The organism is Clostridium magnum DSM 2767 (genome assembly GCF_001623875.1).
Classification (GTDB): Bacteria; Bacillota; Clostridia; order Clostridiales; family Clostridiaceae; genus Clostridium_AM; species Clostridium_AM magnum.
The window spans coordinates 26,885-43,863 of record NZ_LWAE01000017.1; the positions used below are offsets into that span (position 1 = coordinate 26,885).

General features: G+C 29.9%; 15 protein-coding genes and 4 pseudogenes. 8 read left to right on the plus strand and 11 right to left on the minus strand.

Annotated features, from left to right (window positions below):
* Positions 1–24 precede the first annotated feature (24 nt).
* The 4 genes from CLMAG_RS29330 to CLMAG_RS29345 all read left to right on the plus strand — a co-directional run bounded on the left by CLMAG_RS29330 (position 25) and on the right by CLMAG_RS29345 (position 4,931).
* Positions 25–1,197 (plus strand): Gfo/Idh/MocA family protein, encoded by a 1,173-nt coding sequence (locus CLMAG_RS29330; RefSeq protein ID WP_066630976.1) that lies wholly within the window; start codon positions 25–27, stop codon positions 1,195–1,197.
* A gap of 171 nt (positions 1,198–1,368) precedes the next feature.
* Positions 1,369–2,283 (plus strand): sugar phosphate isomerase/epimerase family protein, encoded by a 915-nt coding sequence (locus CLMAG_RS29335; protein ID WP_066630978.1) that lies wholly within the window; start codon positions 1,369–1,371, stop codon positions 2,281–2,283.
* 258 nt (positions 2,284–2,541) lie between these two features.
* Entirely contained in the window at positions 2,542–4,617 is a 2,076-nt protein-coding gene (locus tag CLMAG_RS29340) for a LacI family DNA-binding transcriptional regulator (RefSeq protein ID WP_066630980.1), read from the plus strand.
* A gap of 23 nt (positions 4,618–4,640) precedes the next feature.
* Entirely contained in the window at positions 4,641–4,931 is a 291-nt protein-coding gene (locus tag CLMAG_RS29345; RefSeq protein WP_066630982.1) for a putative quinol monooxygenase, read from the plus strand.
* Positions 4,932–5,075: 144 nt separating this feature from the next.
* Here CLMAG_RS29345 and CLMAG_RS29350 read toward each other — a convergent pair whose 3' ends face one another.
* The 11 genes and pseudogenes from CLMAG_RS29350 to CLMAG_RS29390 form a co-directional block, all read right to left on the minus strand.
* The gene (locus CLMAG_RS29350) at positions 5,076–5,528 is read right to left on the minus strand and encodes a sigma-70 family RNA polymerase sigma factor (protein WP_066630984.1); all 453 of its coding nucleotides are present in this window, start codon (positions 5,526–5,528) and stop codon (positions 5,076–5,078) included.
* Positions 5,529–5,769: 241 nt separating this feature from the next.
* Complete coding sequence (locus CLMAG_RS34045) at positions 5,770–6,027, minus strand: hypothetical protein (RefSeq protein WP_242873177.1); 258 nt, start codon at positions 6,025–6,027, stop codon at positions 5,770–5,772.
* Between the two features lie 81 nt (positions 6,028–6,108).
* Positions 6,109–6,327, minus strand: a pseudogene (locus tag CLMAG_RS34050) (transposase); the annotation flags it as partial.
* Positions 6,276–7,214: an IS4 family transposase gene (locus tag CLMAG_RS34055; RefSeq protein WP_242873178.1), complete on the minus strand. Its 939-nt coding sequence runs from the start codon at positions 7,212–7,214 to the stop codon at positions 6,276–6,278. The gene CLMAG_RS34055 and the pseudogene CLMAG_RS34050, both read right to left, overlap by 52 nt.
* A 217-nt stretch (positions 7,215–7,431) precedes the next feature.
* Positions 7,432–7,935, minus strand: a complete 504-nt coding sequence (locus CLMAG_RS29360) for a VanZ family protein (RefSeq protein ID WP_066630987.1) — start codon at positions 7,933–7,935, stop codon at positions 7,432–7,434.
* Between the two features lie 180 nt (positions 7,936–8,115).
* Positions 8,116–9,969, minus strand: coding sequence for an FtsX-like permease family protein (locus CLMAG_RS29365; RefSeq protein WP_066630989.1), 1,854 nt, complete (start codon positions 9,967–9,969; stop codon positions 8,116–8,118).
* The gene (locus CLMAG_RS29370) at positions 9,969–10,715 is read right to left on the minus strand and encodes an ABC transporter ATP-binding protein (RefSeq protein ID WP_066630990.1); all 747 of its coding nucleotides are present in this window, start codon (positions 10,713–10,715) and stop codon (positions 9,969–9,971) included. The genes CLMAG_RS29365 and CLMAG_RS29370 overlap by 1 nt, the downstream gene beginning before the upstream one ends.
* A gap of 184 nt (positions 10,716–10,899) precedes the next feature.
* Entirely contained in the window at positions 10,900–11,886 is a 987-nt protein-coding gene (locus tag CLMAG_RS29375) for a sensor histidine kinase (protein WP_066630992.1), read from the minus strand.
* A gap of 13 nt (positions 11,887–11,899) precedes the next feature.
* Entirely contained in the window at positions 11,900–12,592 is a 693-nt protein-coding gene (locus CLMAG_RS29380) for a response regulator transcription factor (RefSeq protein ID WP_066630994.1), read from the minus strand.
* Positions 12,593–13,003: 411 nt separating this feature from the next.
* Entirely contained in the window at positions 13,004–13,237 is a 234-nt protein-coding gene (locus CLMAG_RS29385; protein WP_066630996.1) for a helix-turn-helix transcriptional regulator, read from the minus strand.
* Positions 13,238–13,579, minus strand: a complete 342-nt coding sequence (locus tag CLMAG_RS29390; RefSeq protein WP_066630998.1) for a DUF6442 family protein — start codon at positions 13,577–13,579, stop codon at positions 13,238–13,240.
* Positions 13,580–14,211: 632 nt separating this feature from the next.
* Between CLMAG_RS29390 and CLMAG_RS31315 the strand changes: the two are divergent.
* From CLMAG_RS31315 to CLMAG_RS29400, 4 genes and pseudogenes are all read left to right on the plus strand, one after another.
* Positions 14,212–14,382, plus strand: a pseudogene (locus tag CLMAG_RS31315) (IS607 family transposase); the annotation flags it as partial.
* Positions 14,360–15,208, plus strand: a pseudogene (locus CLMAG_RS29395) (RNA-guided endonuclease InsQ/TnpB family protein); the annotation flags it as partial. The pseudogenes CLMAG_RS31315 and CLMAG_RS29395, both read left to right, overlap by 23 nt.
* A 345-nt stretch (positions 15,209–15,553) precedes the next feature.
* On the plus strand, positions 15,554–15,715 hold the full coding sequence (locus CLMAG_RS32845; protein WP_161487064.1) for a hypothetical protein: 162 nt from the start codon (positions 15,554–15,556) through the stop codon (positions 15,713–15,715).
* A gap of 198 nt (positions 15,716–15,913) precedes the next feature.
* Positions 15,914–16,468, plus strand: a pseudogene (locus CLMAG_RS29400) (reverse transcriptase domain-containing protein); the annotation flags it as partial.
* Positions 16,469–16,979: the final 511 nt, after the last annotated feature.

Sequence of the window (16,979 nt, forward strand, 5' to 3'; positions counted from 1 at the left end):
ATTTAGAATTAGGAGGAATAAAATATGAAAAAATTAAAAGTAGGTTTAATTGGAGCAGGATTTATGGGAAAGGCGCATGTAGTGGCGTATTCTAATATGCCAAAATTCTTTTGGCCAGCGCCAGCGGTTCCAGTTTTAAAAACTGTATGTGATATAAATCCAGAAATCGCAGAGGATGCAAAGGATAGATTTGGTTTTGAGGAGTTTTGTACAGATTGGCATGATATTATAAATGATCCTGAAATAGATATTGTAAGTGTTTGTACACCAAATGATTCACATGCTGAAATATCAATAGCAGCATTGAAAGCTGGAAAACATGTACTTTGCGAAAAACCAATTGCAGGTACTCCAGAAGATTCTAAGGCAATGGCTGATGCAGCTAAAGAAGTTGAAAAAGATGGTATAATAAGCATGTGTGCATATCAATACAGAAGAGTTCCTGCAATTGTACTAGCTAAAAAATTCATTGATGAAGGATCTATTGGTAAAATATTAAATGTACGTGCAACATATCTACAAAGCTGGAGTGCAGATCCGTCTTCACCATTATCATGGAGATTCCAAAAGAAAATAGCTGGAGCTGGTACACTTGGAGATATCGCATCTCACGTTATCGATATTTCTCAATATCTTGCTGGAGATATTAAAGAGGTTGTATCTACTGTTGAAACATATATTAAGGAAAGACCAGTACAAGAAGGCGGAGTAGATTTACTTGGAACTGTAAAACTTGGTGATGACGCTAAAAAGGTAGCTGTTGATGTTGATGATGAAAACTTATTCTTAGTGAAATTTAAAAATGGAGCTGTAGGTAGTATTGAAGCAACAAGAAATGCATGGGGCAGAAACAACTTTATTACTTTTGAAGTTCATGGAACAGAAGGTTCAATAGCATTTAACTATGAAAGATTAAATGAATTACAAGTTTGTTTTGCTAAAGATCCTGATGATAGAAGAGGATTTAAGACGATTTATACTGGTCCTGCTCATTTCTATGGAGAAGTTACTTGGAATATACCAGGAATGAATATAGGTTATGGTGAGCTTAAAACTATTGAAATATACGAATTTATTAAAGCTATAGTTGAGAAAAAACAACCATCTACTTGCTTCGAAGAAGGTTATAAAGTAGAAAAAGTTTGTGAGGCTGTATTAAAATCTAGTACTACTTCACAATGGGAAAAAATTGATTAAAATTTTTACAAAAACTCAAGAATTTACTTAGTAATTCTTGAGTTTTTCTTTATATTTTATTTAAAATTCACCTTCAAAAACCTTTACATTATATTATTAATATGATACTATAAAAACATAGTAAAATTTACGTAATAATATAAAAATTCAAATTAATGAGGAGTTGAATTTATGAAATTAGGATTTGTAAGTGCTATTTTAGATTACGCTTCTTTTGAAGAAGCTATAGATGTGGCATCAAATTTAGGATATGAATGTATTGAGGTTGCATGTTGGCCTAAACAAAAAGCAACAAGAAGATATGCTGGAGTAACCCATATTGATATAGATGAACTTGATGATGAAAAAATTAGTTATATAAAGGATTTATGCTGGGAGAAAAGTATTGAAATTTCAGCATTGGCATATTATCCTAATACCTTAGATCCAGATTTAGAAAAACGTTCTGTATATGTTGAACATCTTAAAAAGATGATTGTTGCTGCACCAAGGCTTGGAGTAAATACAATTACAACATTTATAGGTAGAGTTCAAGATAAAACTATAGAAGAAAATTTAGATATTTTTAAAGAAGTATGGACACCAATTGTTAAACTAGCTGAAGAACAAGATGTTAGAATTGCAATAGAAAATTGTCCAATGTTATTTACAAAAGATGAATGGCCAGGAGGACAAAACTTAGCTACTACTCCTAAGATCTGGAGAAAAATGTTTGAACTTATAGATAGTGAGTATTTAGGATTAAATTACGATCCATCTCACTTTGTTTGGCAACATATTGACTATATAAAACCTTTATATGAATTTAAAAATAAAATTTTCCACGTTCATTACAAAGATATAAAAATATATAAAGATAAGTTAGATGATGTTGGCATAATGGCTTATCCATTAGAATTTATGTCTCCTAAATTACCTGGACTTGGCGATGTAGATTGGGGAAGATATGTCTCAGCACTAACAGACATAGGATATAAGGGCTGTACTTGTGTTGAAATAGAAGATAAGGCTTTTGAAGGTGGTAAAGAAGATATTGAGAAGTCTTTAGAGCTAAGCTATAAATATTTAAGACAATTTGTTATTTAAGTAAGACTAGAAAGGCCCCTTATCAGTCTGATAAGGGGTAGCTTATATGTAGATATCTGAAATTTATATATTAGAATAAATAAATATTATAAAGGTAAAAATTTATTTGATTATAAAATTAAGTTAAATAAGCAATGGAGTGGTGTTTTGCTTGACACTAAAAAATCCAAAGAATATAATCAAAATAATATTAAATGGAAAATTTTGATAATTATAATTTATTAATAATTAATTAACATATGGGATTGGTGAAATATAATGGCGACTATTAAGGATATTGCAAAAATAGCAGGAGTCTCAGCTGCAACGGTTTCTCACGTTGTAAACAAAACAAGATATGTAAGTCCAGAACTAGTTAAAAGAGTAGAGGATGTAATAAAGACTCTTGATACTCCACCTAATTTTGTGATTAAAAAAAGTAAAATAAATTCTAATGAAAATATTAATATGAATATTAACAAGTATGTTGTTTTGCTTTCTTCGGATATATGCAACCCTTTTCAATTAAAAGTGAAAAAGCATCTGGATGAAGTAATGAAAAATCACGGAATTTCATTGGTATCAGCCAACTATGACAGCGATAAAAAGAAGTTAGATATATATTCTAATTTACTAATAAATTCTCCTAATGATCTAGGGTTAATAGTTTTGACAGATATAGACGATGAAGCTATTAAAAAGACTTTAAGTTTAGTTAAGGTACCTATTGTATTAGTTGGAAGAACAATTGAAGGAATTAATGCTGATTTAGTACTATCTGATAATATGGGTGGAGCATATAAAGCTACAAACCACTTACTAAAAAGCGGTCATGAAAATATTGCATTAATTTGTACTAGTAAAGATTTAGAGTCTAATATAGAAAGAATAAACGGATATAAAAAAGCACTAGAGGATAATAGTATTGATTTTAATTCAACAAATGTTATTTCGGATATGGTTTCAGAAGAAGATATACTGAAAAGTTTAATATTAATACTATTAGGTAAAAACCCACCAACAGCAATATTTTCAGCAAATTATTCAACAACTCTTTCTGTTTTTAAATTCATAGAAAAAAACAATATAAGTTGTCCCGATGACTTATCTGTAGTTGGATTCAATGATTTTGAGTGGGCACCACTTCATAATCCACCAATTACAACAATAGCTCAAAATACTTTAAAAATAGCAGAAAATGCAGCAAATATTATTATAGAAAGAATTAGAGAAAACGATAATGATAATGCAATGCAATATAGTGATTCAGAGTTACGATATAAAAAAATTATTATTCCAACAGAGCTAATTGTAAGAGGTTCAACTTCCGGAATAGGAAGAGGTCCTTTTGGCGAAAAGGCTTCATCTATTGATGAGCTTCAACTTACTAATGCAAATCGTAAACAAATTAAAGCAGGAAATTACACAGCTGCAATATCATTTCATTATACAGGAAAGTCTTGGATGCAATTGCATGAGCAAGCTATAAAAGATGTCTTTAACTCATTAGGTGTTTCTTTGCTTGCAATTACTGATGCACATTTTGATCCAGTTATGCAATGTAAGCAGTTAGAAGGCTTATTAACATTAGAGCCAGATATAATCATTGCAATTCCAACTGACAGCGTAAAAACTGCTGAAATATTTAAAAAAATAGCTAATAGTAAGACTAAATTAGTTTTGATTACTAATGTTCCAAACGAATTTTCTGTAGACGACTATGTGACTTGTGTTTCTGTAAATGAAAGATCTCATGGAAGATTTGCAGGAAGAGGCCTTGGAGAGTATATGACGAAACATAATAAAACTAATATAGGAATTATAAAGCATAACAAAACTTTCTACGCTACTAATCAGCGTGATAATGCTGCTGAACAAATTCTTCGTGAAGAATATCCTAATTTGAAAATAGCAGGTTTCGCATCATTTGATACAGAAGATGAAGCATATGAAAAAACAATAGAACTTATGACACATCACCCTGAAATTGAGGGAGTATATGTATCATGGGAAGGTCCTGCTATAAAAGTTATGTCAGCATTAACTAATATGGACCGTACTGATGTAGCTATTTCAACAGCTGATTTAGAATATCCATTAGCTTTGAATATGGCCAAAGGTGGTATGATAAAAAGTATTAGTGCTCAATGTCCATATGAACAAGGTCAGGCAATGGCACTCGCAGGAGTAAATGCACTAATTGGTAAGAAAGTACCTTCATTTATCGGAGTAGAGCCAATTTTTGTAACCACTGAAAACTTAATAAAGTCTTGGCAAAAGGTATTTAAAGATGAACCATCATATCAATTAGTAGAAGCCCTAAAAGACAATCCTAATTATGTTAATATTGATTAATTTTGGTGAGGAGTGGACTTATTATGATTAAAATTGTAGCAAAAAATACTGTAAAAGAAGGTAAAAAAGAAGAATTATTATTACTAATAAAAGAACTAGTAGACAAAAGTCGAGCAGAAGAAGGTAATATATCCTATGACTTATGCGAAGACATTAATGATTCTAACGTTTTAACATTTATAGAAGAATGGAAAGATCAAGATGCTATTGATAAACATAATGCGACTGAGCATTTCACAAGATTAGTTCCTAAAATAGGTGCGTTAACAATAGCAGAAGGCAGTGAAATTAGACTATATACTAAAGTTCTTTAGTAACTAAAAATAAAAAGTTTAAACTTTATTATGAAAACAAGTTTAAACTTTTATTTTATTATTGAAAATAACATTTAGCCCTAAACTTTTACATAGAAGACAAAAGCTTGTTATTAAAAACTTTTTTAAAGTAACAGCATTATGTTATTTTACTAGAAGCTGAACTCTAATTTTATCTAAGATAGCATTCTTTTTTCTTACAATTTGAGAATATGGGAGATTCTTTTTACTAGCATAATCTTTTAAAGAGAAATTGTTATAGTAAACCAAGAATATTAGCTCAAATTCATCTGGTTCAAGATTTGATATTATTTTTTGAAGTTCAACTATTTTTTCATGCTTTAAATAATCAATTTCTACGTTGTCATTACTTTCAAGAAGTTCTGTAAAGTCTAAGGAACCTTGACCATCTATAGAAGCATTAATACTTAAAGTAAGTTTATGTTTATTGTTAGATCTTGCTGTATACTTCATGACATTTTTAATCGTAGTATATGTGTAACTTGAAAAGGAATGCTTAGTTATATCATATTTATCTACTGCATTAATTAAAGCAATATAGCCTATTTGTACAAGATCATATTCATCATAATTCATTAAAATACCCCCATCTTATAAAAATGCATTTTTCAATATATGGGGTACCGCCACATAGCCATCAAGCTAATACCTATTAAATAGTATTCAGTTCTGTTTTAATACTATATTTTACCAATGATTCTTTCTTTTCATGAGTTTCAATGGTGTATCGTAAGTGTTCATTAGTATTCAAACAATTTCATGGTACACCAAAAAAACCACTTATAGAATGGTTTTTTTACAATTTTATTAAGTTGATTTATGCAGCAACTTTAACCCTCCCCAATGTCCGTTTATAACAAACCCCAAGAATATCAAAAACAGTTTTTTTGTCCTTTCTATGAGATTTGAGGCCACTCCTAACTACGTTTTCAAATACTAACTTTAAGGTATTAAAGATTTCACTAGGAAATTTTATAAGGTCAAAGTATAGTCTATCAATATATTCATGGACTATCTCAGAGACTTTTATTTCACTTGCTTCAAGCTCTTTATTTTCTAAAACTAAAGCCCTCATTTTAAAAATTACAGCAGAACTCAAAAGTAGCAAAATAAGTTTTCCATAAAGCTGACATTGGAACCGTTTTATTTTAACTAGCTTAACGCCATGTATATGAAATACAGATTTCCATGTTTTAAAAATTATTTCTACCTGCCACCTTAAGGAGTAAAACTCATGAACTTGTTCTGCACTTAGAACTTCTTCCTTTATATTAGTTATATAAATAGATATACCTAATAATTCAATTGTATTATCACTCTTTTCTACACCCTTCTTTTTAGCATTCTTCTTACACTTTTCTGACCTTTTTCCAATTGTTCTTTTGTTAGTTTATATAAAATAAGTCTAGTTTTTAGCATCTTTTCCTTACCTACATAAACATCCTTAATTTCATAACGTTCTTCAGCACTCATCTGTTTCATGATGTCAGAAATATAGATTCTTTTAAAAAGGCTTGATTTCTTAGGAGTTCCATTCTTATAATATTCTATTTCATTATTTTCTATATACACTGCGATATTAGGTTTGAGTCTCGATATATAAAAGGCTTCTCGTTTTTCTACGTCTAAAAAATTTTCAAAGCTGAAATATCCAAGATCTCTTAAAATAAGGTCGCCAGCTTTGATGGTATCTCTTATCTTACTCCCAAAAGTATTGTCACTTCTTGATCCAGCTCCTACTTCTACATTAATAAGGTTTCCTGATTTTAGTTCATACTCTAGTTGTATTTTTACTCCTGAAGGTTGAGAGCATCCACCTGATCCTGGATAAGTATTTTTATAGCTTTCTGGTACTTGAAAAGCAGTAGAATCAAGTATCCTTATTCGGTTGAAATGTTCATCCCATATACTTGGTATACAAGTATTATTTGTTATTGTTTGTCGTAAGAGTTTCTCAAAAATTTTCTTTAAAAATTCCACACATTTTTCATTTAAACGTTGGTCTAATGCTTGATTGGAAATAAGTACTCCTATTTTTGCACTAAGTTTTGTGCATAGGGTAACAAGTGTATTATTTGCAACTTCTACATCCATAAAACAGCATAAACAAACGAATTCCCATGCTTCAATTTTACCTTTTCTTTTCACAAACCCAGTTTCTCTTGCTATTTCTTTAATCTCCTCTTTTGGAAAACATCTTTTAAGTTCATCTGAAAAAAGCTTTATATCTTCATCCAATCTTAAATTTTCTTCTTTTATCATTTGTAAGTTCCCCCAACGATGTATTTTTATTATCTTTCAAATGATAACATTTTTACAAATGGGGGGCTTTATTTTTATAGGATTTTTTTTAGATTAATAACTATGTTGCCGTACACCTTAGTCTAGAAAAGAAAAAATAAGGTAATATAAACGATCATTTATTAAATCTAATTTTAAATCTACTTAATAATTTTTCCAAAAATTTATTTTTTAGCATTCATCTAATCAATAAATATCCAATAATTCCACCTAAGGTATTAGCAATAAGGTCATTTATATCTGCGCTTCTTGCACTTCCTAAGACTATTCCAATAATTACTTGCATAACTTCAATAGATAAGCTAAATAAAAAACTTTTTTTTGCAATAAAAATCCAATCAATAGTATTTCTTTTATTAAATAGATATAAGTATACTCCAAGAGGAAGAAACATAATTATATTTAATATAAATGTGAAGAAGTCAATTGTTATTAACGGTATATAGTTTATAGAATTATACCAAGGTGTTTGATTTGCGTATTTACCTATATTAACATCTATTGGAAATAGCGTTAAGGCAGTAACACAAAGAAGGTAACCAGCAGAGGTAACCAATGTAGTATACTGAAACCAATTATATTTATTCTTTTTACTTTTGGAGGTTAACAATAAGTAAAGTAAATACACACCAAATGCAGGAATAAGAATGTACCAAGATTTAATTGTAAACATTATAGACATAATTTAACTCCTCGTATAATATATTTAGGTTATTTCATTAGGGAAACCTATAAACCTATTCTTTAGTTATCTCTCTAATGAGAGATAACTGTTTTATTAGATTGAGGGTATTATCATACACTCCTTCAAACTAAGTATGATAATTGCACTAAAAAGATGTTTAAATGAATGACACAAAAATTAATCTATTAATTGTTCTCGAATTTCTAATAAATATTTTCCTCTTATAATTAGGAAGTATAGGATTTGAATTAACAAAATGCTTCCCATGACTAAAAATGATGCTTCAGTAACATTTACATTAAAAAGCTTTTTTAATGTAGTCAGGGCAAAAGTGGAATGAATTACTGCCACTAAATAAGGGAGTAAAAACAATACTCCAATTTCAAGGGTTACTACTCTTTTTATTTCCTTATAGGTAACACCGATTTTATTAAGCTGAGCATATTTCTTTTTATCGATTTCCTCATCCATATAAAATTTATTGTATATAAAGCTTCCAGAAGCAACAAAGAATATAACCCCTACAAAAATTGATAAAAACATTACAACTCCATAAGCTCTCTTTTCAGTTTCGTATATATGAGATTTTGATAATAATAGGCTATACTTGTCATCACCGTATTTTTCTGCATATTTATCATACACTTTATAGGTGTCAGACCAATCCTTTACTTGAAAGGTATACATGGTTGAAGCTTTATTTTTAGCTTCAATCATATCGAAGATCATATCATGAACTACATATATGTTGTCATAGGACTCAGGTATTATGTTGTTTACAACTTTATTTGATATAGTTAATAAGCTTCCATAAAGTTCTATAGCAGTTCTTTTATTGGCATTTGAGTCTTGAATTTTAATAGCCTCATTTATATTTACTGATATAGGCTTAAGGTTTAATTGATTTGCCAATTGATTATAAGTGCTTTCCTTAATCAAGGTAAGCACATCATTGTCCTTTGAAGTATAGCTGCTTTTTTGAAGTATAACTTTTTTATAATCATACTTATCCTCTTTTAGTGTAGCCTCAAGGAAGGAAATCTCTTCTTTAACTTTAGCTGCATTACTATAAGTAGTATAGGTAAAATCATAAGGATATCTTTTTTCAATATTTCCTAAAGTGTTTTTCCAAAAGGCATAGCTGATTCCAATAGAAGTAAAAGCAACTGAAGAGGTTATGGCTACTAAAAAAAACATTCTCGAATTATCTTTTACCTTATAAAACAAGTTTGAAATTAAAAGGAGGTTTGTGTTTTTCAAGTAAAATAATCGGTTTCTTTTTAATAATCCCATGGAGAAAACGCTAAACTGAGAAAATAATAAGTAGGTTGCAAAGATAATCATAGCTACTATGGGTAAAATAATTTTATCAATGTTTTCTTTGCTAGAAGTTAAGGACAAATTATATCCGAGCATTAAGAGTATAAATCCCAGCAGTGCTAGAAATATAGAGGCCTTATACTCTGCTTTAGGTGCTTTTGTGGCTTTAAGAAGCTTTAATACTTCCTTTTCTTTTATAATAACCGAAGTGGAAAGTGACACTAATACTCCTAATAGTATAAAGGACAATAGAGTAATTACTATTGCTTTTACTGGAAAATAAAAACTTAAGGAGGTAAGCCTAAAAAGCTTTTTTATGACTACTAAATATATTTTCGAAAAAACTAGACCAATTACTATACCGCTTAAAGTAGCAACTGAATTTATTATAATATTTTCAGCAAAGATCATATTTAGAAGCTGTTTTTTAGAGATACCTATAATATATAAAATTCCAAATTCTTTATATCTACTTTTTAAAAATACGCTTACAGAGTAAAATACAAAGAAAAATAAAAAGAGATATGCAATAATTTCTGTTACTAAAATCGATGTTTCAATATATGATTTGAACTGTCCTTTATTTGGATGAAACAAGAACATAGTAAAAGAGAAAAATAAGGCTGAGGATATACAAATGCTAAGAAAATATACAAAATATGCTTTTATATTTCTTGATACATTTTTATAAGCAAATTGAGTAAATTTCATTAGTTTGTACCTCCAAGCATTGAAAGTACATCGATTATTTGTTGATAAAACTGCTGCCTGCTGCCTCCGTTATAAATTTCATTGTATATAGCTCCATCCTTTATGAACAATATTCTATGACAGTAACTAGCGGCTAGGGGGTCATGGGTTACCATCATAGTAGTAACCTTTGCTACTTTATTTATTTCTACAAATAATTCCATAACAGTTTTTGAAGCCTTTGAATCTAAATTACCGGTAGGTTCATCTGCTAAAAGGATTGAAGGATCATGTATTAAGGCTCTTGCAATAGCAGTTCTTTGAGCCTCTCCACCAGAAACTTCATAGGTTCTCTTGTTTAACAGCTTTTCTATTTTCAATATTTCAGCAGCTCTTTGAAGCTTTTTATCCTGTTCTTTTACAGAAATGCCATCCAAGGTTAAAGGCAGGATAATATTTTCACCTATGGTCAAAGTATCTAGCAAATTAAAGTCTTGAAAAACAAAACCTAACTCTCTTCTTCTAAATAGTGCAAGTTCATCTCCTCTTAAAACTAAAGGATTCTTATCTTTAATTAAGATATCTCCTGAAGTAGGTTTATCTATAGTTGAAACCATATTCAAGAGGGTAGTTTTACCGCTGCCGGAGGGTCCCATTATTCCAACAAATTCACCGCCTTCTATAGTAAAGCTTATATTGTCTAAAGCATTAAAAAGTACTTTTTTGCCGTATACTTTACTTAAGTTGTTAACCTTTAAAATTTCCATTCTTCTCTCTCCTTTCTTTTTCTGCTTACATATTAAATTATAATAAGCCTAATTAATTATAGCTATTTAATTTCCTTACAGTTTTATTACATGTATGTAAGGTAAGTGCATAGTTAAAAAGGACATATATCATCTATAATACATATCCTTTTTAGTTGAGTTTTCAATACATTTTGGTATGACATTACTCAATTCTAGAAAATATTATTTTTAGTTTAGTACCATCATTAACATTAGATTCTATTTCTACTTTATGTTCTAAGTTTTCGCATACCTTCTTTACAATATACAGGCCCATACCTGTAGACTCTCCATATTTTCTTCCGTTTTCTCCAGTAAAGAAAGGATCAAAAACTCTTTTTATATCTTTAGTTGGTATGCCAATTCCTTCATCGATAATTTCCAGTACAATTTTATTCTCTTGAATATAGGCTTGTATAGTTAAAGTTTTACCTCTTCCTTTTGAATATTTAATACCATTTGTTATGATTTGTTCCAATACAAATTTTATCCACTTTCCATCAGTATAAATTTCAATTGTTTTATCAATATCTACTTTTGGCAATATTTTGTTTTTTATAAAGAGTTTTTTGTCATTATTTACAGTGTCTAAAACTAATTGCTGTAAATTAAATTTCTCAATGACAAAATCTTTTTCAAAAGCATTTACCCGTGCAAAGTGTAATGCTAAGTTTAAGTTTTTATTCATTTTAGAAATTTCTTCATTAATACTTTCTGCAAGAGGATCACCGGCATATTCTTCAAGTTGAAGCTGTATTACAGAAAGAGGAGTCTTCATCTGATGTACCCATTGATTAACAAATGTTAAATGTTCATTTTGCTTTTTATTGTATTGCTGAATTTTAATTTCGTATAGTTTATACTGTTGCTTTAAAAGCTTTGATATATTTTTGCCAGCTAAAGAGTCTCCAAACTCTAAGGCAGACTCCTCAATAGAATTTAATCCTTTTTCAAAGAATTCATAAACTTCCTTAGTTTTGTAGTATCTTAAAGCTAAAAAACATAGAAGTATAAAGGAATTAAACAAGATTATATATAAAATCTCTGGAAATTCAATATAATTCATAAGAGTACAGTAAAATAAGGTTAAAGCAATACTAAAAAAATATATAAGTATGTATCCTTTGCTATCTTTTAAAAATAGTTTCATCTTATAACACATCCTACCAGTTCTTATTTAATTTATAGCCAACACCTCTTATAGCTTCTATTTCATTTCCAATGTTAAACTCTTGAAGTCTCTTTCTCAGTCTTGTTACATTTACATTGAGGGTATTTTCCTCAACAAAAGCTGTGTCATCCCATATTTTTTCTAAGAGATAATCTCGGCTAACGACTCTAGGATAGCTTTTCATAAGACATTCTAAGAGTATTCCTTCCTTCTTTGTAATAACTAAAGTTTTCTCCTTAAACTTAAGTTCTAATCTTTCTGGATAAAACTTTAAGTCGTCTAGTTCTACAACTCTCTCATCAGTATTAACAGCGTAATTGCCAAAGGCTCTCCTAATATGACTTTTAATTTTAGCGAGTACAACTTCAGAATAGAAAGGCTTTGTTATGTAATCATCTGCACCGTTTTCAAGTGCCATCACTTGATCCATTCCACTTTCTCTCGCAGATATAAAAATGATAGGAACTATTGATAATTCTCTTATTCTCCTGCACCAATAAAACCCGTCAAACTTAGGTAAATTAACATCCATTAATACTAGATCAGGCTTAAAAAAATTGAATTCTTCCATTATGCTGTCAAAATTTTTGGTGAGTTTAACGGTAAAGTCATATTTCTCTATATAATCCTTTAATAAACTGCTTATGGATATATCGTCTTCAACAATATATATCTTGTATTTCATGCTAAATGCTCCTCCTAACTCTAATAAATAACCTTTATAAAAATATAAGTTTTTTAATAATACTATTATAACAAAGTAGCTGATACTTATTATAGAAATCTATGATAAATAAAATAATCTACGTTAAAGTTTTCACGATGAACCGGTGCGGCTGAGCAAGGTTATGTAATTTAAATGGTGAAAATCCATTCTGAAAAGATTAAGTCAAATCATTCAGTAGAGAGTTATGGAGATAAAAAAGAAAATAGGAACTAAAAAAGTAACTAACTCTTTTAGTTCCTAAAACGACCGTTTATGGTACACAAATTAAACAAGAGCATTAAACTCTTGTTTATGAACAAGATAAGGATAATACAACATACTTTATGATAAAATTCAGTTCATTTAGTCATTACATTAATAAATTGAAATTTAGGAATCAAAATAAAATAATTCTTCAAATTTTTTATCTAATGCAATGCAAAGAATAAGTGCTAATTTTGCGGTAGGGTTGAATTGCCCTGTCTCAATAGAACTAATTGTATTTCTGGATACACCTACCATTTCTGCTAATTGGGATTGAGATAATTTTTGTTCTGTCCTAACTTCCTTTAAATTATTACGTAATACAAGTTCTTCAACCTGCTCTTTTTTAGATCTTGCCAATTAAAACCACCCCATACCAGTTCCAATTATCGAAGCTAAACAGCTAATAGCTCCAATTATTTCTAAAATAGTACTTATTAAAAACACTTTATCATCACGATGATAATAATAAAGCGTTCCGGTTTGCCCACTCATGCCAATCAACAAAGCCAAAGAAAATACTCTGTAATCAGCAAAGGCCTTCCCTGTAAGAAGGTTTTGTACGAAAAGAATTATGGATAAAGTTGAAAATACTATTATTACTGCCAGATAAGAGTTTTCGTTTGCTGCTTTCCCAATGTATTGTTCACGTTCATCTTTATTTTCTTTTCGGCTTTTTTCTAAAATTTCATCCTTATTCATATATATTCCACCTTTTAATTATTGACAAGTATACTTGGTAATTTTATTATATCATGACAAGTTTTGTTGTCAATATTTTTTGCAAAGTTTTCTTTGCAAATATATAAAGCACGTAAATTATGCCATTATGTAATATAGATTACTATTTCTTAAAGTGAGTGAATTATAAGATGTTTTTCCATTTTATCTCTTAGAGTGGGTTTTGTCGGAAATGTTGGCGGTACCCCTACTATAAAAAGATCAGTAGCAGTGCACCATAAAGCTACATTTTGATAAAAGAAATTAGAAAATTCTTTTATCAAGGTTTCTTTTTCATCCAGTTCATTTAAATTGTCATAGTAACTATAAGCTTAATATTCTATACTAGCTAAAATAAGGGACAAGGTAAAAGTCTATCGCACAGAGTTATATCTAAGGGGTAGACTTCTCTAGTTTAAAAATATTTTAAATAACCTCTTATAAAATGTGAAAAGATGGTATATAATAGAATGAAGGAACATATGTTCTTGGTATAAAGAAATTAAGACTTTTATAGAGGAGAATAACAGTTTTAAAAAAAATCAGGAGGTAAAAGTATCTAAACTTTAAAACTATGGGATAATGAATGGGAATTAAAACCACATCATAATGATACTACTATTGAAACTATAGATAATACTGAAAAAACAGAGGAACAGGAATTAGTTGAGGATTTAATTCAAATCGTTACAGTTTTTAGTTGTAGATTGCAAGGCAAGAGAGCTAATAAGGCTAAAAACATGATTAAGGAGTTGTTAGAGAGTGATACTGGCGAAGAAAGTTAGAATTATACCTAATATAGAACAGGAACAAAAATTATGGCAATCTGTTGGTACAGCAAGGTTTATTTATAATTGGACACTTGCAAGACAAGAGGAAAATTATAAAAATAGTGGTAAATTCATTAATGATAGAGATTTAAGAAAAGAGCTAACTATTCTAAAGAAATCAGAACTTAATTGGCTCAATGAGGTATCTAATAATGTGGCAAAGCAGGCTGTAAAAGACCCTTGTAATGCTTATAAAAAATTCTTTAACGGGTTAGCCGATAAGCCAAGATTTAAGAGCAGAAAAAAAAGCAAACCATCATTCTACAACGATACAGATAAACTAAAAGTTAAAGATAATACAGTATTAATTGAAAAAGTAGGATGGGTTAAAACAGTAGAGCAATTACCTATGGATGTTAAATATACAAATCCAAGAGTAAGTTTTGACGGGAAGTTTTGGTATATATCTGTTGGTATAGAAAAAGAAGAGCCTGTAGTCAAAAATACAGATATATCAATCGGAGTAGACCTCGGACTAAAAAAATTAGCGATAGTTAGCAATATAGAAAAACCCTTTAAAAATATTAATAAAACTAAAGAGAGTAAGAGATTAAGAAAGAAATTAAAAAGAAAACAAAAACAAGTTTCAAGAAAATATGAAAAAGGTAAAATTCAAATAGGAAAGGAAGGTGAAAACCGTTATAAATTTACTAAAACTAATAATATTAAAAAACTTGAAAGAGGAATAAAACTTATTCAAAGAAGGCTTTCAAATATACGTTTAAACCATATCCATCAAACAACAACTGCAATCGTGAAGACCAAGCCTGTGCGACACGTTGCTTAATGAAAATTTAAGCCATTAATCTAATAGATTAAGAGAACTAGCAATTTGAAAAGTCAAATGAAAGGGTAACGCCTTGAAGGGCTTTCTTTAATATCCGATTAGCATAGGTATAATTAAGTATATCTTTGTTAAAAGCTCGGTGAAGTCGGCTGAGAGCTACCGTAAGTAGAAATACACGAAAACTATTCAGAGGTGAATGGCGTAGCCTATAGGTCGGAAGTCCATAAAATACTCATGGTTAGAATGTTACAAATAAATCAGTAACTGACGAAATTCCGAATGGAAGGGTCTAGAGGTTTATAAAGTAGAAATGCTTTAACTACTAAAAATGTAGGATTTGTGAGGGTCAGTAAAACTAGGTTTTATGAAAAACCTTATACTGTTACAGGCAGTATCAAGCAAGTAGGCTCAAAGGAACAACCTAAAAGTATATGTAAGGATAAGATTGCTGGAACGTGGAAAGCTGATAACATGGAGGACTTAATTCCTAAGAAATGGTAGTAAGGAAAAGCAAACTGCTATAACTTACTTTAATATCAGTGAAAGTAGTGTCACAGTACCTATGAAACCGTAATAATAAATGGTGGAGGGATAGACACAAGTCAACATTTACAATAAAACTTATAAACACAATAATTATTAGGTTCTTGTAAGACTAAGAGAGATGAAAACCTAGTTAATGAGGTGATTAATCGACTAATGGCAACCAATGAACTGAAATTGAAGAAGAAAAGATTACTAAGAAACAATGAATATTATAACATTCAAGAGTTATATGATAACTTATATACTAAAAGCTCTAGAAAAGAGAAATTCAATGATTTACTGAGCCTAATCATAAATGAACAAAATATACTTTTAGCATACAGAAATATTAAAAAGAATAAAGGTAGCAAGACAAAAGGCAGTAATAATACTACAATTATAGAAGTTGGCGAAAATAATCCTCGAAAATTGGTAGAGTATGTAAAAAGTAGATTGGATGACTATAAACCGCAATCAGTTAGGAGAGTAGAAATACCAAAAGGAGAAGGTAAAACAAGACTTCTAGGTATTCCTACGATAGAAGATAGGTTAATACAACAATGCATAAAACAAATCCTTGAACCCATCTGTGAAGCTAAATTTCATAAACATAGTTATGGTTTTAGACCGAACAGAAATACACATCACGCAATAGCACGAAGTATGGCTTTAATGCAAAAGAACAATCTACATTATGTGGTTGACATTGATATTAAAGGATTCTTCGACGTGCGTCCGTAAGGATGTATTGGCACCGCCGAAAGCGGTATTGGATTAGAGAGATATCCAATTGGTTAGCCGTCTTACTCGTAACCGAAAGGTAAAGAGGAACATAGCATGACGGAAAAGCATATACGTTTGAAATCAGTGTATAAGCGTGATATGCAAGACCAATGTGTAACACGGTAAAAGCTAAACTGCTTTAAACCCAATTTCTTTGCTTTAAAAGTCCAAGATGTACGGAGGCATAGAAACATGACTAAATACTGATTGATGCGTACATGGAAAACATATACAAATGTATTTGTCGAAGACATCTGTACTCTCCTATGTTTTCCCAGCGTGTAAGAAACACGTAAAAGAAATGAACGGGAACCTAAATTACACCAAATCGTGCCAATATATTTAAACGGAGATTACCTAAATCGGAATGCATAATTCATTGCTATGTGCAATGCCAAATGGTGATAAATTTCAAGGATAAAATCCAAGAAAGATGGCACTGAAAATCCGACATGGT